16 protein-coding genes and 1 pseudogene are annotated in these 16186 nt (G+C 37.7%); 10 read left to right on the plus strand and 7 right to left on the minus strand.

The window, feature by feature from the left end; translation table 11 throughout:
* From TEPIRE1_RS04110 to TEPIRE1_RS04135, 7 genes and pseudogenes are all read right to left on the minus strand, one after another.
* The gene (locus tag TEPIRE1_RS04110) at window positions 1-939 is read right to left on the minus strand and encodes a hypothetical protein (protein ID WP_013777917.1); all 939 of its coding nucleotides are present in this window, start codon (window positions 937-939) and stop codon (window positions 1-3) included.
* Between the two features lie 266 nt (window positions 940-1205).
* Window positions 1206-1610 (minus strand): annotated as a pseudogene (locus TEPIRE1_RS14075) (DL-endopeptidase inhibitor IseA family protein); the annotation flags it as partial.
* 190 nt (window positions 1611-1800) lie between these two features.
* A complete protein-coding gene (locus tag TEPIRE1_RS04120) occupies window positions 1801-2082 on the minus strand; it encodes a papain-like cysteine protease family protein (RefSeq protein WP_013777918.1) in 282 nt (93 codons plus the stop codon).
* A 75-nt stretch (window positions 2083-2157) separates the two neighbouring features.
* Complete coding sequence (locus TEPIRE1_RS14415; RefSeq protein WP_414929844.1) at window positions 2158-2448, minus strand: VanZ family protein; 291 nt, start codon at window positions 2446-2448, stop codon at window positions 2158-2160.
* Window positions 2449-2731: 283 nt separating this feature from the next.
* On the minus strand, window positions 2732-4222 hold the full coding sequence (locus TEPIRE1_RS04125) for an NHL repeat-containing protein (protein ID WP_013777919.1): 1491 nt from the start codon (window positions 4220-4222) through the stop codon (window positions 2732-2734).
* Window positions 4223-4302: 80 nt separating this feature from the next.
* Window positions 4303-5070 carry a hypothetical protein gene (locus TEPIRE1_RS04130; RefSeq protein WP_013777920.1) on the minus strand — a complete coding sequence of 256 codons (768 nt, stop codon included), beginning with the start codon at window positions 5068-5070 and terminating at the stop codon, window positions 4303-4305.
* Window positions 5071-5284: 214 nt separating this feature from the next.
* Window positions 5285-5521 (minus strand): hypothetical protein, encoded by a 237-nt coding sequence (locus tag TEPIRE1_RS04135; protein WP_013777921.1) that lies wholly within the window; start codon window positions 5519-5521, stop codon window positions 5285-5287.
* A gap of 559 nt (window positions 5522-6080) precedes the next feature.
* Between TEPIRE1_RS04135 and secA the strand changes: the two genes are divergently transcribed.
* From secA to TEPIRE1_RS04190, 10 genes are all read left to right on the plus strand, one after another.
* On the plus strand, window positions 6081-8591 hold the full coding sequence (gene secA / locus TEPIRE1_RS04145) for a preprotein translocase subunit SecA (RefSeq protein ID WP_013777922.1): 2511 nt from the start codon (window positions 6081-6083) through the stop codon (window positions 8589-8591).
* Window positions 8592-8626: 35 nt separating this feature from the next.
* A protein-coding gene (gene prfB, locus TEPIRE1_RS04150; protein ID WP_013777923.1) for a peptide chain release factor 2 occupies window positions 8627-9725 on the plus strand; the annotation gives its coding sequence in 2 pieces (ribosomal slippage) (window positions 8627-8695 and window positions 8697-9725; 1098 coding nt in all).
* A gap of 292 nt (window positions 9726-10017) precedes the next feature.
* The gene (locus TEPIRE1_RS04155) at window positions 10018-10761 is read left to right on the plus strand and encodes a ZIP family metal transporter (protein WP_013777924.1); all 744 of its coding nucleotides are present in this window, start codon (window positions 10018-10020) and stop codon (window positions 10759-10761) included.
* A gap of 215 nt (window positions 10762-10976) precedes the next feature.
* Window positions 10977-11693, plus strand: a complete 717-nt coding sequence (locus TEPIRE1_RS04160) for a ComF family protein (protein ID WP_013777925.1) — start codon at window positions 10977-10979, stop codon at window positions 11691-11693.
* Window positions 11694-11750: 57 nt separating this feature from the next.
* The gene (locus TEPIRE1_RS04165; RefSeq protein WP_013777926.1) at window positions 11751-12173 is read left to right on the plus strand and encodes a TIGR03826 family flagellar region protein; all 423 of its coding nucleotides are present in this window, start codon (window positions 11751-11753) and stop codon (window positions 12171-12173) included.
* A 133-nt stretch (window positions 12174-12306) separates the two neighbouring features.
* Window positions 12307-12606 (plus strand): flagellar biosynthesis anti-sigma factor FlgM, encoded by a 300-nt coding sequence (gene flgM / locus TEPIRE1_RS04170; RefSeq protein ID WP_013777927.1) that lies wholly within the window; start codon window positions 12307-12309, stop codon window positions 12604-12606.
* A gap of 21 nt (window positions 12607-12627) precedes the next feature.
* Window positions 12628-13131: a flagellar protein FlgN gene (locus tag TEPIRE1_RS04175; protein ID WP_013777928.1), complete on the plus strand. Its 504-nt coding sequence runs from the start codon at window positions 12628-12630 to the stop codon at window positions 13129-13131.
* A gap of 14 nt (window positions 13132-13145) precedes the next feature.
* Window positions 13146-14525 carry a flagellar hook-associated protein FlgK gene (gene flgK, locus TEPIRE1_RS04180; protein ID WP_013777929.1) on the plus strand — a complete coding sequence of 460 codons (1380 nt, stop codon included), beginning with the start codon at window positions 13146-13148 and terminating at the stop codon, window positions 14523-14525.
* A gap of 20 nt (window positions 14526-14545) precedes the next feature.
* Window positions 14546-15436, plus strand: coding sequence for a flagellar hook-associated protein FlgL (flgL, locus tag TEPIRE1_RS04185; RefSeq protein ID WP_013777930.1), 891 nt, complete (start codon window positions 14546-14548; stop codon window positions 15434-15436).
* Between the two features lie 162 nt (window positions 15437-15598).
* A complete protein-coding gene (locus TEPIRE1_RS04190) occupies window positions 15599-16183 on the plus strand; it encodes a DUF6470 family protein (protein WP_013777931.1) in 585 nt (194 codons plus the stop codon).
* Window positions 16184-16186: the final 3 nt, after the last annotated feature.

Raw genomic sequence — 16186 nt, forward strand, 5'->3', positions numbered from 1 at the left:
TTAGTATAAATCTGCAAGCTCAATATTCAGCACATAGGTATTGCTGTTTGTTGTAAGATACACCATACCGCCTGATGCAGCGCTGATATTAGAGATATCCTGCTCTGCGGTAATTCCGAGTGAAGAACTTGCGGCATATGTGACAACAGCCGTTTGACTGGCCCTTATTTTGGTCAAAGTCTGTTCAATATTAAATTCCCCGCCGACTATTGCTGATATGCCGGCATCCGGAATGTAGATGACAGGGGCCACAATATTATCGATTTCAAGCGGCTTTTTATGTGTATTACTCCAAAGATACCTTACTTCTGTAGACATGTTGACTTCGAATATTTTTTTATTACTGCGGATATCTCCAGCATGTTTGTCGACTGTCTTATATCTTATTTCTTCATCTGCAGGTCTACCTTTAAGTAATAAAGACACTTCCGTATCATTTATTTTTTTTGCTTCTTCAAAAGTAATTCCCTTTTGCCTGGCAATACTTGCGATATACCGGTCTTTAGTATCCGGTGCATAATTAGTCGTAAACCATGGGGACGTACCCCTTGGTTCTGCATCCACTTGATGCGCCAAGGTCAAGGAAATGCCGTCAGGTGTAGTCTTCCACAACCTAAAATACTTCAAGAATTCTTCACTGCCAATACTAATGGTCATATTCACCGGCTTTTTATATTTTTGAAAAACATAACCTTCACCATATCTGCCTCTGTATTTCCACCCCTTGTTTTCCACAAATGAAATCATTAAATCGGCACCGTCCTCATTTCTTGTGATATACCTTGCCGAATCAATAGGCACCACAATATCATTAGACAATGCGAGCCTTACGGTACCTTTAATTACTGGTATAGTACTGCCTTCACGAAATAAGGCAGGCGTCAATATTGCTAGGACAAGGGCTGCCGTGATGCAAATAAATAAAAGCTTATTTTTCATTTGATTCCTCCTCACTTTATGAAGCTGTTTTATAGAACCAAGGGGACGTACCCCCCTGGTTCTGCATCTCTTGGTGCATACGTTTTGATTTTTATTCCATCTGAAGTAAAAAAATCAAGATTACGATTTGTAAAACTTTAACTATGCTTAAAGATTTTAAATGTAAAAGAAAGAAGTATATTTAACAAGCCTATAGTAACCAGAGGAACCATCCGGTTACCTAGCCATCCACCATTTGGTTTCGCCTTTATCCTTTTAAGCCTTTGTCAGAACACCAACGTGTTTAACCGCCAGCCAGTGCCTTTCTCATATACAAACTCCATTGTTTCCTCACTGTAGGATAGTATATCGTCATCATCCATGCTGTGGGGTACAGTTGCTTCAACCTTGCACCTATTTCTAAAAACAGTTATGTGATTGATTTTCGCATTTACATAATCAGCCAGGGTGCCCACATCACTTACCGGCCTGCGTATGCGGCCGTCTATTTCTTCAAAATTTAAATCCTTATAAATCTTTTCAGAAAGCTTGCTTGTGTACACTTCATTTAGCAGATTCAAAATTTTTTCTTTGGAGTTTATCCGCTCGCCCCTTACATACAGCCAATAGCTATCACCTTCCACTTTTAATTCCGGTGATTTACTGTTAAATGATGATTGAGCATTTACTAAAGATAGGTATAGGGATTATGATTTTGACATAAGTTCCTTAGCTTGTTCCTCGGAGATTTTATTCCTGCTTAAGGCAAAACCTCTATAAAGAACAAATCCCAGTATGAGAATGATTAAGATAAATAAAAAAATAAAACGTTTTTTATATTCCATCATTGATACCCCATTTATATTTATATTCATTAAATAACTATGTCACTTCTTTATTATATACAATTACTCTTTGAATTGATTTTCCACTATAGTAAGACAAGCTGCGTTCCCTACCATTTAGAGCATCAATTATCGTAAAATCTTCTAGGGAACGACCATCACCATATACTCCTTTTATTACTACGAAATGTGATTTGTACTTACCATTTTCATACCATTCAAACCCTATTATGACTGGATTTTTATCTTCAAGAGCACCTACTGCAGTGAATAAGCAGGAACCGAAAGTTAAGAAGTAGTTCCCCATCGCTGTAGACATAAAATTTAGTCTTAAGCCTATAATCGTATCCTTGTTTTACGTAATAGCTGCCGGAAATAGAGGCTGTAGAGGCATTTAGTATCGCTTTATACAAAGGTCATGATATAAATGAAATAGAACAAAACCAATTACAGACCCGATAATGTTTGAAATAATATCATCTATATCGGTTATCCTGTATGTACCGATGATAAAAGATATAAAAAATTGGAGAAATTCCACAGTAAAAGATGAAATAAAACCAACTAGAACTATCTCATGAAAAGCGGATATTTCTCTAAACAACAGCGGAGTTAAAAAACCCATTGAAACAAATAGAATAATATTGCCAAAGACTTGTCGAAAAAGATGATCTGGACTTGGGATTTCTTATTAGTTGAATAATACTTTTAAAAGGAACAAAATTATTTTTAGGGGAATTTGGGACAGCGTTATAAACAGAAAGCTGACTATATACACAAAAAATAAAAAAATCAAGATATGTTTTGACAGTGATATTTTCTTTTTAATCCCTAAATCAAAACGGCTATATAACCTATCGACGATATAAATTGAAACAATACAGAATTTATCGTTTGCAAATCCTCCAAGTCAAATAACCTTATATAAGATTACCGGGAGGCCTGCCCATCCGCATTACGGATCGCCCCTAGTTGGGAATTTTATTTAATTCTTCATCGGTTAAAGGTTCAATATCATCTTCAGATACCATTTCATAATAAAAATATTTAAAGATTCTTGAAGAACTGCCATGCTCATCTGAAATCTGCTCTCCGGTTCCGATAAGGTATATGACTTTTTCCTTCGGATCGGTTTGAAATATGCGTGCGTGAATTTTTTCATCTATGATGATATCATGCGTATCGATCAAATTTCCATCTATGTCAAACTTTTTCAAGCCATCATCGGACCCGACGTAAATATAATCTCCATCCACTAATATATTATCCTCACTCTTACGTGCCAATACTTCCATTGACATATTAACAGATCTGCCTTTTATAATATTTCCTTCATAATCAATAATAAATAAAAAGTATGGAGACAATAAATTTTCCTCTTTTACATAGGTACTGCATATTGCTATTAGCCGTTTATGTGACGGATCCGGTTTAACTAATTCTATATTCACCTCGTTAGGTATTTCCAATATGCTTTTTTCGTTCCCGTTTGAATCCAGGAGTATTATAGAACCACCTATTATCGTATTTATCTTATCAAAGGGAGGATCCGGAGCGTTGGGATCAGCAGAGAACCATATATCACTTTGCTTGGGATCATTGGCTGCCAGTATGATATTGTTGAATCTATCTTTGGTTATATAAGAAACATATTTAAACTTTGGATTTATATACTCCCATTTAATTTCCCCGGTGAGGGCATCTATCCCATATACTGGGTTATATTCGGTAAAGCTGCTGACCGCTATTATGAGACCTTCATCGTTTGAAATGCAGATTTCCGTCACCGGTTGGTTAGTGTTTGTTACTTTATTTTCTCCGATCAATACATTCCATATTATGTCGCCTTTTTCATTAACACAATAAACTTTTCCATCCTGACCGCCAAAATATGCAAAACTGTTTTTGGTAAAAACAAATTTCGGAACGGTCATTATAAAGTTTTCATTGTATTCGAAAGGAATAGTATACTCTAATTTGCCATTGGGATTTATTATCAAAACCTTAGAATTACCAAAATCATAGGCATATATGTTTCCGTTGGGATGTAATCCCAACTCAACTATTTCCACGGAATTTAGTCCCATGTCAAAAAACTTATATTCGCCGGCGACTTCTCCGCTTGAAGCATGGATGGCAGTTAAACCTTCTTCAAAATTTGTGGTATAGAGAATGTTCTTTTCGGAGTCTAATGCTATATTTGAATGCTGAGCAAGAGTGCGATGTATGTCCAATTCAGGAGGAAATACCCATTCAATTGATTTTGACAGATTTTGAGATTTTATTCTATCGGAATTATCATTTGTGGTATTTTTTGCACCGATTTCATTCGAGTGGCTTTTGTTATCATATGTAATCGGTAATGGGTTATCTTCTTTTATTTCGGCATTTTTGCATCCACTGATAAATAAAGATAACGCTATTAGCATTGTTACCAATAATATACATGCTTTTTTCAAACGAAATCCTCCTATAAATTATATATTATATAGTAAAGATTGTCTCTCATCTCAGAGGAGAGACAATTCATGGATGATTGTTAATACACTACTATTCGACTAATGTCTTCAAGTTCAGCGTCTTTAAGATTATCAGTGAAATTAATATTTTTCCCATTTTTCATTCCGGGATCATGAATATGGAAATATTTATCATAGCTGTTGGAACTAACACTATATTTGTTATTTTTAGGAATTTTGTTTAATTCTTCATCGGTTAAAGGTTCGATTTCATCTTCCGAGACTGTTTCATCATTAGAGAGTTTGTTATAAATATTTTGACTATGTATGCTTTCTGTACCTGGATGACCATGAACATTAGACTTGGTGAAGATTATAAAATGGCCCGGAATATTTGCTATGGGATATGAACCATCATCAAGATAATCATCTAGCACTGCGGCGATATAATAATCTTCTTTGTTGCTAAGAGATTCTATTTTGGGTAGAGCGTTATCAAATTTATTTGCAATGGTGTTCCAATTTGCATTATAACTATCACCATTTGCTCTATATGCTACGTATGGATCCGCTCTAGAATACTTTGTAACACCTGAATCACCAGCCCTTTCGTCAAAGATTTTAGCCGATTTAGGATAAAGAGCCATTGCTGCACAACTTATGGCACAACCTTTTGATTTAATTTTTCTTAATGTATCGTTTGGAACACCTTCTCCCCAATAGCCACCTTCATAATCTCCCGCTGCTTGACAATAAAATCTTGGTGCAGCATTTACTACAGTTGTAAGGCTAGTGAAAACAAAAATAAGCGAAAATGCAACTTTTAAGTAAAAATAAAATCTTTTCATTAAGAAAAACCTCCTTTAAATTAAAATTTAACTTAACATGTTGTATCTACTTGATATAAAGAATCCTATAATATTTCAATTACAGTCCAATTGAACTCACCCCTTTTTCATGGATTTTCCTTAATATAAAGGAATTTGAGAGCCCAAATCTAGCCCGTTTTAAAAAAGTTAAATTATTTGTTGATGTTCACATTCGGTCTTCTTCGTGCATTATCTAAAAATGCCCGTAATCATATGTATTGTTTATAGTTTCCTTAAGTTCCCCATCGCTGTAGACATAAAATTTAGTCTTAAGCCTATAGTCGTATCCTTTTTTTACGTAATAGCTGCCGGAAACAGAGACTGTAGAGGCATTTGCTATTTTAAACATAGATGCCTTATAATTCTTGTAAAGCAGTTCAAATTTGCTGCTGTCAGCATTGCTGCCGCACATTGTCAAATATATGAGCATATATACCAGTCCTCAATCATGCAGGTGAATCTAATATATTTTCGGACAATTAACTCTTGTTTTATTGTATCATCTGCATATGGTTTACTCAATGAAATTTCCATATGAGTTTTCAAAAAAATATTTACTGTTGATAGAAAAGGCCACGGCAAACGCATGTGAAACAAGATATTACCTATGTAGCATAGAACCTGATGCCACAAAATTTGCAGTAAACATTCTTAAACTGGAAAAGTCAAAAAAGAGAAGAAGTTTGAAGGCTAAACGTTTTAAAGCATCAGGGAGTTTAAGTTACCTTGAAAAAGTATTGTCTTGTACCAGTGTTGATTAAATTTGGAGCACCACAAACATACTGCATCTCTAATACTTTTTGCCGCAATGGCATTTTTTTAAAAATCCTTTTAGGATTGTTATGTTAGGATATTTTTTCATGCGTTTGCCGTGTGTAAAAAGGCAGTATAAGATGACACAAACAATAAAATGTAATATAATTAATACTATGATTCAACTATAAAAAGTCAATTTTGACCTATGCTTTTAAGCAGATTGAGGTGGTAGTATGTTAAATATACTTAATAAAATATTAGGTAACGGCAATGAAAAGGAAATCAAAAAACTTCAAAAAACGGTTGACGTGATTAATGCTTTGGAACCTTCCATCGAAAAGCTTTCCGACAGTGAACTTCGCAGTAAAACCGATGAGTTTAAAGAACGGCTTTCCAAAGGGGAAACCCTGGATGACATTTTGCCGGAGGCATTTGCTGTGGTAAGAGAAGCATCCAAGAGAACGCTGAATATGAGGCCTTTTGACGTCCAGATTATGGGCGGCATTGTCCTCCATCAAGGTCGCATAGCCGAGATGAAGACAGGTGAAGGCAAAACATTAGTTGCTACAATGCCGGTGTATCTAAACGCTCTTACCGGGCAAGGCGTCCATATAGTTACAGTTAACGATTATCTGGCAAAAAGAGACAGTGAATGGATGGGCAAGATATATAATTTTTTAGGGCTTGAGGTGGGCCTGATAGTTCATGATTTGGATTTTGAGGAGCGTAAAAAAGCCTATAATGCTGACATAACTTACGGTACCAACAATGAATTCGGCTTTGACTATCTGAGAGATAATATGGTACTCTACAAAGAGCATATGGTTCAACGACCTTTAAACTATGCCATCGTTGATGAAGTTGACAGTATACTCATTGACGAGGCTCGAACTCCGCTTATAATTTCAGGGCAGGCCGAAGAGTCTACGGATATATATTATAAATTTGCCCGATTTGTTCCCCGACTTGTGCCAGATGAAGATTATACGGTGGACGAAAAAGCTCACAGCGTCATGCCGACGGAAAAGGGAATCAAAAAAGCTGAAAGTTTTCTAGGTGTTGAAAACCTGTATGACGAAGAAAATATGGAATTATTACATCATCTACAACAAGCCTTGAAGGCACATGCGCTAATGAAATTAGACAGGGATTATGTTGTAAAAGACGGACAGGTAATAATCGTTGACGAATTCACAGGCAGACTTATGTTCGGCCGAAGATACAGCGATGGTTTGCACCAAGCCATTGAAGCAAAGGAAGGCGTCAAAGTAGAAAACGAGAGCAAGACATTAGCAACCATAACATTTCAGAATTATTTCCGCATGTATAAGAAACTTGCAGGCATGACAGGTACTGCAGCTACGGAGGAGGAAGAATTCCGCGGGATTTACGGCCTTGACGTAGTAGTTATACCTACGAATAAACCTATGATAAGAACAGATTATCCTGATGCTGTCTATAAGACTGAAAAAGGTAAATTCAATGCTGTAGTGGAAGAAATTCAAGAGTGCCATCGAAAAGGGCGCCCGGTGCTTGTAGGCACAATTTCCATTGAGAAATCCGAACTTTTAAGCAGCATGCTGAAACGCAAAGGAATCCCACATCAGGTATTAAATGCCAAGTATCATGAAAAGGAAGCGCAAATAATAGCACAGGCAGGGCAAAAGGGTGCTGTGACTATTGCGACCAATATGGCCGGCAGAGGTACCGATATAGTATTGGGAGAAGGAGTGGCCGAGCTGGGAGGCCTTCACATAATAGGCACCGAAAGACATGAATCCCGCAGAATTGATAACCAGCTTAGGGGTCGTTCGGGACGACAGGGAGATCCGGGTTCTTCAAGGTTTTATATATCTCTGGAAGATGATTTAATGCGGCTTTTCGGAGCAGATAATATAAAAGGCATAATGGATAAGTTAGGCTTAGAAGAGGATCAGCCTATTGAACATCCGCTTATAACAAAGTCTATCGAGAGTGCTCAAAAGAAGGTTGAAGCCCACAACTTTGATATAAGAAAACATGTTTTAGAATATGATGATGTGATGAATACCCAGCGTGAAGTCATATATTCCCAGAGGCGGCATGTGCTTGAAAGTGAAAACCTAAAAGACAGTATAATGGAAATGATTGCCCAAGTTGTAGGCCGATTGATGGATATATATGCTTCAAAGGAAATTCATCCTGAGGAGTGGGATATAAGCGGTCTTTCAGAGTATTTGAAGGATATATTTCAAATAAGCTGCGACATTGATGAGAGTAAACTTGAGGATATATCGAGGGAGGATATTTGCAGGATACTCACCGAAAAGGCTCAAGCTGCTTATGAGAAAAAGGAAGCTGAGCTCGGCAGTGATAACATGCGTGAACTGGAACGGTATATTATGCTCAAGACCGTTGACCAGAAATGGATGGATCATATTGATGCTATGGATCAGTTGCGAGAAGGCATAGGCCTTAGAGCATACGGTCAAAGAGATCCGGTGATAGAGTATAAATTCGAAGGTTATGAGATGTTTCAGGACATGATAAAAAATATACAGGAAGATACCTTGAGATATCTTTTCCGAGTTCGGATAAAGGCAGCTCCGGAAAGACAGGAAAAGACTTACAATATGTCCTATTCTCATAGTGAAACCGGAGAAAAATCTCAACCGATAAGAAAACAAAAGAAAATAGGCCGTAATGATCCTTGCCCCTGCGGCAGCGGCAAGAAATATAAAAAATGCTGCGGCAGAACGGTTTAAAAGGAAAACAGATATTTAAGAAATGAGGGATAAACATGCTTGATGAATATAGAATTGAGATAGAGGCGGCAAAGCCTGTTTTAACTGAACTGAGGGATTCACTTTGAAATCGATAAAATCAAATTTGAGATAAATCAGTTAGAACAGAAGACATTTGCTGCAGATTTTTGGAACGATCAAGAATTGGCTCAGAAAACCTTGCAGCGGTTAAATGACCTCAAGGAAAAATTTGATAATTTCACATTACTTGAAAAAAAATATGATGATCTTTTGACCCTAATCGAGCTATGCACCGAAACCGATGATGAAGAACTTCGAACGGAACTGCTTAATGAAATGAAGGACTTTAAAAAGCAGTTAGAAAAAATGAAATTACAAACCCTTCTTTCAGGCAAATATGATGGTAGAAATGCTATTCTTACTCTTCATGCGGGTGCGGGAGGTACCGAAGCCCAGGATTGGGTGAGTATGCTGCTTCGCATGTATACCCGGTGGGCTGAAGATAAGGGGTATAAGGTAAGCATACTTGATATGCTGCCGGGTGATGAAGCCGGAATAAAAAGTGCCGCCGTTTTAGTGGAGGGACCAAATGCTTACGGGTATTTAAAGTCGGAAAAGGGAGTGCACCGTTTAGTCAGGATTTCCCCATTTGATGCTGCTGGCAGGCGCCACACATCTTTTGCGTCGGTAGATGTTATGCCTGAAATTGATGATGATATTGAAATAGACATTAAACCTGAAGACCTTAAAATAGATACTTTCCGATCAGGAGGAGCAGGAGGGCAGCATGTAAATAAAACCGAGTCGGCAGTCCGCATAACTCATATTCCAACCGGAACAGTAGTATCGTGCCAAAATGAGCGATCACAGCAAAGCAACCGCAATACGGCAATGAAGATTTTGAGGGCGAAACTCTTTGACATTTATCAGGAAGAACAGCAAAAAGAACTTGATAAAATAAGGGGCAGCCAGAAAGAGATAGCATGGGGAAGTCAAATACGGTCATATATTTTTCATCCGTACAGCCTCGTCAAAGACCACAGAACCGATGTAGAAGTAGGCAATGTTCAAGCCGTAATGGACGGAGAACTGGATGAGTTTATAAACGCATATTTAAAATCAATAGCAAGGTAGATATACGCTTGTTTATCAGGGAGTATCACAGCTGCTTTAAAATAGCTGCGATACTCCCTAATTTTAATTGACAAGTAAAACCTATGCGTATAATATAAAACAGAGGCTAAAACCAAATTGATGTTTACCTTGAAAGTTTATTGTAGTAAAAATATTGGGCATTATATATGATATGATTGATAGTAATAGTCAAAATCAGGGTATATAATTTCTGTTAATGCAGGCAAAATTTTGGTATCATAAACATAATCATTAAAAGAGAATTAATTTTAAAAAGCAGGTGTTCTATTTTATGGAAGTGTTAAACATTACATTAAAAGGAACTTTAGCTGGTGTATTTGGAACGGGTTTGGGCGGATTGCTGATTGTTTTACTCGGAAAGCCTAGAAAAACAGTTTTAAGCTCTGTTATTGCTTTATCCGGCGGGATAATGCTGTCAGTGGTGTTTTCTGATTTACTTCCTGAAGCCATTAAAATGGGAGGCCCTTTTTCCGCCTTCATAGGTTTATTGATGGGTGTTGTATTTCTTTTGCTTTTGGATTTATACTTACCTCACTGCCACTTTCAAAGCGGAACAGATGGCGACTGTAAACAGGCTCGCTATATGCGCGCAAGCATTCTCATAGGTTTAGGTATAGCGATGCACAACTTTCCTGAGGGTTTAGCCATAGGAGCAGGATATGCTGCATCAGAGGAGTTGGGTTTATCATTGACGTTTATTATAGGCTTACAAAACGTACCGGAAGGTATGGCTATGGCAGGGCCTATGAAGGCCGGATTTTTGAGTAATCTCAGCATTTTACTGTGGACTGCATTAGCAGGTGTTCCTATGGGAATAGGAGCATTTTGCGGTGCCCTAGCAGGAGGAGTATCAAGCTTGATTCTATCTCTGTCTCTAGGCTTTGCGGCCGGGGCAATGCTTTATGTAGTTTTTGACGAGCTTCTGCCGGAAGCTGATGAATTATCCAAGGGGCATTCAGCTACATTCGGAGCTATTTTAGGTATAATTATAGGTCTTATGGTTTCACTGTTTTAAGATATTTTATGCCAAGTTGTATAATGTGATATAAGGCAATGAAAGCGGGCGGTCGTTCGATGACTTCTCGCTTTTGTTGTTTGAGAGGGTATTTTTAAAATCAACTAAGAAGGAATCCGACAAAACACTGTAGAATTATAATTACATCTTAGTAAAAACAACGCATGCGAGTATTTAAAGTCGAGTTTGCTGTATCTGCGAAATGAGTTGAGTTTATGAGCGAAAAGGAAATCATAACAAATTTTTTTTTAGATATACTGTTTCCCCAAAAACCTTATTGCCTGCTATGCGGTAATAAACTTGCAAATACTGAGTCGATAATATGTGAAAATTGTAAGAGCAAGATTGAGCCGCTTACCGGGTCATTATGCGGTAAATGCGGAAAGCCTTTAAAAACCGGGCTTCTTTTCTGCAACGACTGCCAAAACGAGCATCATGCTTTTGTGCAAGCCCGCTCTTATGGCCGATATGAAGGGACATTAAAACAATTGATTTATGAGTTTAAATATAATGGAAGGCAAGAACTGGCAGAAATTTTGGGTCAGATGATGTTTAGTCTTTTAAAGGAACTTTCATGGCCTGATTTTGACTACCTAGTTCCGCTTCCACTTCATGCAGCAAGACAGAGGGAAAGAGGTTTCAATCAAGCATATTTACTGACGAAAGTTTTGGCTCGAAAAAGCAAGATACCGGTATTTAATGGCTTAAAAAGAGTAAAACCAACTGAACATCAGACCTTTCTTGATAAATCTTTCCGCAGGAAAAATCTTGAAGGGGCCTTTAAAGTTGTAAAAAATAATAAAATCCATGATAAGATTGTACTCTTGATAGATGATGTATATACTACAGGTGCTACTACCGGAGAATGTACCAAAAGCTTGCTTGAAGCCGGAGCCAAAGCTGTTTATGTAATGACTTGTGCGAGAGGATAAAAGACTAAAGAAAAAATACAAAGATTTCGAATATATATATAAAGGAGTGAAGCAAATATGGATCTTAGGAACTGCCCAGAGTGTGGGAAGCTTTTCGTCTATAATCATCGAAACTTATGTCCTGCATGTTTAAAGAAGGATGAAGAAGGTTTTGATCGTGTGAGAGATTTTCTTTACGACAATCCTCAAGCCACTTTAGAAGAAATATCTGAGGCTACCGGGGTGTCGACTAAAAGTATCTTGGAGTATTTAAAAGAAGGCAGATTGATGCTGAGCAGCAAAAATGTCAATATTGTTTTAAGCTGTGAAACCTGTGGAGCGCCAATTTTATATGGCAGATTTTGCGAAAAATGTACGGGCAAATTGAAAGGTGGTTTTACATCAGGGCAGCAATCAATATTCGTTGATGAAGATATGAAAGGGAAACTGCATTTGTCAAAACTGAGAAAAGATAAAAAAGGAGATAAATATAGCAAATAAAGAGCGAAAAAGGAAGATAAATCCGCACAAGCGATTTATACGCTCGTTTTATAGACTTACATATATATCAAATCTATCCGAAATATATTAATAAGAGCCTAGTTCAAGACTCTTAGAAGGGGGCTTTTTTAACATGAACATCTCAAAAAGTCAATTATTAGATGGGGTAATGAGAACCTACCTGAAAAATTCGGAGCAAATCAAAACCAAAGCTGATATAAAATCTAAAGAAATACAAGCTGATGAGTTGAGTATTTCTGCGGATGTGCAGGAATTTGCCAGGTTAGTTAAACTTGCCTCTAAGGCAGATGATATAAGAATTGAAAAAGTAAAAGAGTTAAAAACCATGATAAATGCCGGAACCTACAATATAGATGGTAAATTGGTGGCAGATAAGATTATTGAAGAACATTTTACAGAGAAATTGATTTAAGAGGCAATGGGGGCTTTGGATATGAAACAAGAGTTAGTCGGATCCATCCTTATAAATGTCATGCGAGAACAGCTTGAGATATATAAAGAATTATCGAATCTCGCTGAGGAAAAAACAAATGTGCTTATTAAGGGCGATCTTGCACTGCTCAACGAAATAACTGAGATAGAACAGACGTTAATTTTCAAATTGGGTAAATTAGAAGAAGAAAGAGTTGAGTTGGTAAAACAGATTGCCGAAGTGCACGGCAAAGATACTTCTGAAATAAAAGCGGATTTTCTTAAAAGTATTTTTCCGGACCAGCAGGAAGCCGAAACTTTTTCCGGTATTTATGGTGAGCTTAAATCGGTTTTACTCGAAGTTGACAAAAAAAATGAAACAAATGCAAAACTTATTGTAAGTGCTTTAGACTATATTAATTTTTCAATCAAACTCTTAACTGATTCCGGAGAGATAAAAACTAATTACAGTCCTGATGGAGTCAATACCCAGAAAGCATTTCATTTTATTGATAAAAAAGCATAAGGCGGTGAAAGCTATTGCAATCAAGTTTTTTAGGAATCGAAATCGCAAAAACGGCTCTGTTTGCCAATCAGCGAGCTCAACAAACCGTAGCTCATAACGTATCAAATGCCAACACTCCAGGCTATTCCCGACAAAGAGTAATTTTAGAGGCTACTCATACTGCTTATGGAATGGGAGCTAATTGGCAAATAGGAACAGGTGTAAAGGTATCCGATGTAGACCGCATACGCGATGAATTTACCGACAGACAGTATAGAAATGAAAACTCCAGTCTTGGGCAGTGGAATATTCAAAGTGATATTTTAAAACAGGTAGAGGCGGTTTTTAATGAACCGTCGGATATCGGTATAGCCTCGGTGCTAAATGAATTTTGGGCAGGGCTTGAAACACTTTCAAAAGATGCGGCTTCACAGGAAGCACGCGAAACGGTCAAAGAAAAAGGCATTACGCTGGCAAATACCATTAATCACGCCGTAACTCAGCTAAATGATATAGTAAGCGATATAAATTATAGGATTTCCATACAAGTAAACGAAGTCAACAGTATTGCCAACCAGATTGCTCAACTAAACCTTCAGATACGACAGGCTGAAACCGGCGGCGCTTCTGCTGCGGATTTAAAGGATAGTCGCGATCTCCTCTTAGATCAGCTGTCGAATCTAGTACAATTTGAATCCTACGAAGATGAGAACGGAATTTTTTCGATAAATGTTGGCGGTGCTATTTTAGTAAAGGGACCGGATAGTGCAAATATGGAATTCGACACTTCGGTTGCCAATGGAACAATAAAATGGAAAGAATATAGTTCGGATGTGCGGATTTTAAAAGGTGAACTTAAAGGCCTTATAGAATTAAGAGATGATAAACTTGAGAATTACTTAGACCAATTAGATAAGTTTACGCAAACCTTTGCAGACGAATTTAATGCGATTCATGAAACAGGCTATAACTTAGATGGTGAAACAGGAATAAAATTTTTTGAATATGCCAATGGGGTATTATCGGTAAACCCCGATATAGTTAGCAATCCTTCAAAAATAGCAGCCGCTGAAGAAGAAGACGGTATTCCCAGTGACAATCGTATTGCCTTGGAATTGGCAAATCTTAGATATAAGACTATAAGCATAGATGGCAGAAACTGCACTATTGACGACTACTATGGCACCATTATTGCAAAAATCGGGGTCGATTCACAGGAGGCTACCCGAGCAGCAGACAGTCAGGCTTTTATGGTAAGCCAACTGGACGAACGCAGGCAAATGACATCAAGTGTATCCTTGGATGAAGAAATGACCAAGATGATCCAATATCTACATGGCTACAACGCGGCCAGTCGAATTGTAACCACAGTAGATGAAATGCTGGATACCATAATCAATCGTATGGGTGTATAATTGGAAGGCGGGGATGAAACATGAGAGTAACTCAATCCATGATAAGTGAAAATTTTACGCGAAATCTTATGCAAAACTTAAAACGTTTAAGTGATGTTACTGATAAGATATTATCTGAAAAGAACATAAGACGTCCATCCGATGATCCGGTAGGTGTTGCCATGGCTATCAAACTTCGACGGCAGATTGCTGCTATACAGCAGTATAACAGCAATGCCCAAGATGCTTTAACATGGATGAAAGATACGGAAACAGCGCTTACTAATACGGGTGATGTACTTCAGCGTTTAGATGAACTTACGGTTCAAGTGGCCAACGGCACATTAACGCCCGATGACCGCGAAAAAATACTATATGAAGTTAAGGAATTAAAGGATCAGCTATTTCAAGAAGCAAATTCGACAAGCCTTGATAGATATTTGTTTGGCGGATATTCTACGAATAAACCTCCGTTTATTAAAAATGATATTACGGGCGAAATAGAGAAAAATCCTGATACGTTTAATGGAGCTATTGAATATGACTTAGGTCAATCTGAACGCATATCTATAAATTTGACGGGCTATGACGTATTCAGCGATATATTCAAAGCGGTGGAAAACCTTGAAACTGCTATCGAAGCGGATGATACCGAAGCTCTTTCAGGTCAGGTTCTGGCAGATATAAAAAATGCGACGAGCACAGTCTTAAAATATCGTGCCCAGATAGGTGCACGCAGCAACCGCTTAGAGGCTACGGTCTTAAGACTCGATGCCAATGAAGTTGATTATAAAGCACAGCTTTCAAATATCGAAGATATTGATTTAGCTCAGATGATTACTGACTTAAAAATGGAAGAAAGCGTATACAGAGCATCCCTCTCAGTAGGGGCAAGAATCATTCAGCCAAGCCTAGTTGATTTTCTAAGATAACCGTATTCTAGCCTGCAATAATATCAAGCCTCTTTATAGGAAACGGTCTTGGATTACCCAGACATCACAGTTCTTGATGATAGTTTTATCGAATAATGTATGTTGTTTTATTAAAAATGGCGAAGATATTTTTTGCGCTTCTATCGGTTAGGGGGATTTGTAATGCTCATATATGATCTTGATATCCAATTTAAGTTTGGGAAAATAGGCATTGATACCTATAATGCTTCTATAGACCCTAAAATGGATATTCAGCAGCAAGGTGTTGAAATAGAAACTCAGTCATCAGAGTTCTCTGTTGAAAATACTTTCCCGATTATCGAAGACATTGATTGTTCCCGCTGCAGGACTGATATGGGTTATCCCCAGCCGCTTGTTGCATCTACCATATGGAGGGATGAAGCTAAACAATATGTTATGGAATATCTGGGCAGCAAATCTGCCGGAGGCGATGCCTTAGGAGCAATCGAAAAGGGTATATCCATCGGCGATATAGTGGAAAGCGAGTCCTTTCAAGAACCGCCGGAAGTTAATGTAGATGCAGTACCGAAAACACCTCCGCGCATTACCTTTAGATATGGCGAAATAAGATCACAGCTTCTGCCCGGCAATGTTAAAGTAAATGTTTCGGGAAAACCGGTTGTCATTGATTGCGAAAAGGCAAGAATTAATATTTTTATGGAAGAAAATCCATACATAGCCATTAAAGCAGTTCCGAAAGGTCAAAATATAGATAGCATCGCATAGGAG

The organism is Tepidanaerobacter acetatoxydans Re1 (genome assembly GCF_000328765.2).
In the GTDB taxonomy this organism is placed as follows: Bacteria; Bacillota; Thermosediminibacteria; order Thermosediminibacterales; family Tepidanaerobacteraceae; genus Tepidanaerobacter; species Tepidanaerobacter acetatoxydans.

Coding starts and splice junctions, on each gene's coding strand:
- TEPIRE1_RS04110 (WP_013777917.1), bottom strand. CDS start 939: ATGAAAAATAAGCTTTTATTTATTTGCATCACGGCAGCCCTTGTCCTA.
- TEPIRE1_RS04120 (WP_013777918.1), bottom strand. CDS start 2,082: ATGTCTACAGCGATGGGGAACTACTTCTTAACTTTCGGTTCCTGCTTA.
- TEPIRE1_RS04130 (WP_013777920.1), bottom strand. CDS start 5,070: ATGAAAAGATTTTATTTTTACTTAAAAGTTGCATTTTCGCTTATTTTT.
- TEPIRE1_RS04135 (WP_013777921.1), bottom strand. CDS start 5,521: ATGCTCATATATTTGACAATGTGCGGCAGCAATGCTGACAGCAGCAAA.
- secA (WP_013777922.1), top strand. CDS start 6,081: ATGTTAAATATACTTAATAAAATATTAGGTAACGGCAATGAAAAGGAA.
- TEPIRE1_RS04155 (WP_013777924.1), top strand. CDS start 10,018: ATGGAAGTGTTAAACATTACATTAAAAGGAACTTTAGCTGGTGTATTT.
- TEPIRE1_RS04160 (WP_013777925.1), top strand. CDS start 10,977: ATGAGCGAAAAGGAAATCATAACAAATTTTTTTTTAGATATACTGTTT.
- TEPIRE1_RS04165 (WP_013777926.1), top strand. CDS start 11,751: ATGGATCTTAGGAACTGCCCAGAGTGTGGGAAGCTTTTCGTCTATAAT.
- flgM (WP_013777927.1), top strand. CDS start 12,307: ATGAACATCTCAAAAAGTCAATTATTAGATGGGGTAATGAGAACCTAC.
- TEPIRE1_RS04175 (WP_013777928.1), top strand. CDS start 12,628: ATGAAACAAGAGTTAGTCGGATCCATCCTTATAAATGTCATGCGAGAA.
- flgL (WP_013777930.1), top strand. CDS start 14,546: ATGAGAGTAACTCAATCCATGATAAGTGAAAATTTTACGCGAAATCTT.
- TEPIRE1_RS04190 (WP_013777931.1), top strand. CDS start 15,599: ATGCTCATATATGATCTTGATATCCAATTTAAGTTTGGGAAAATAGGC.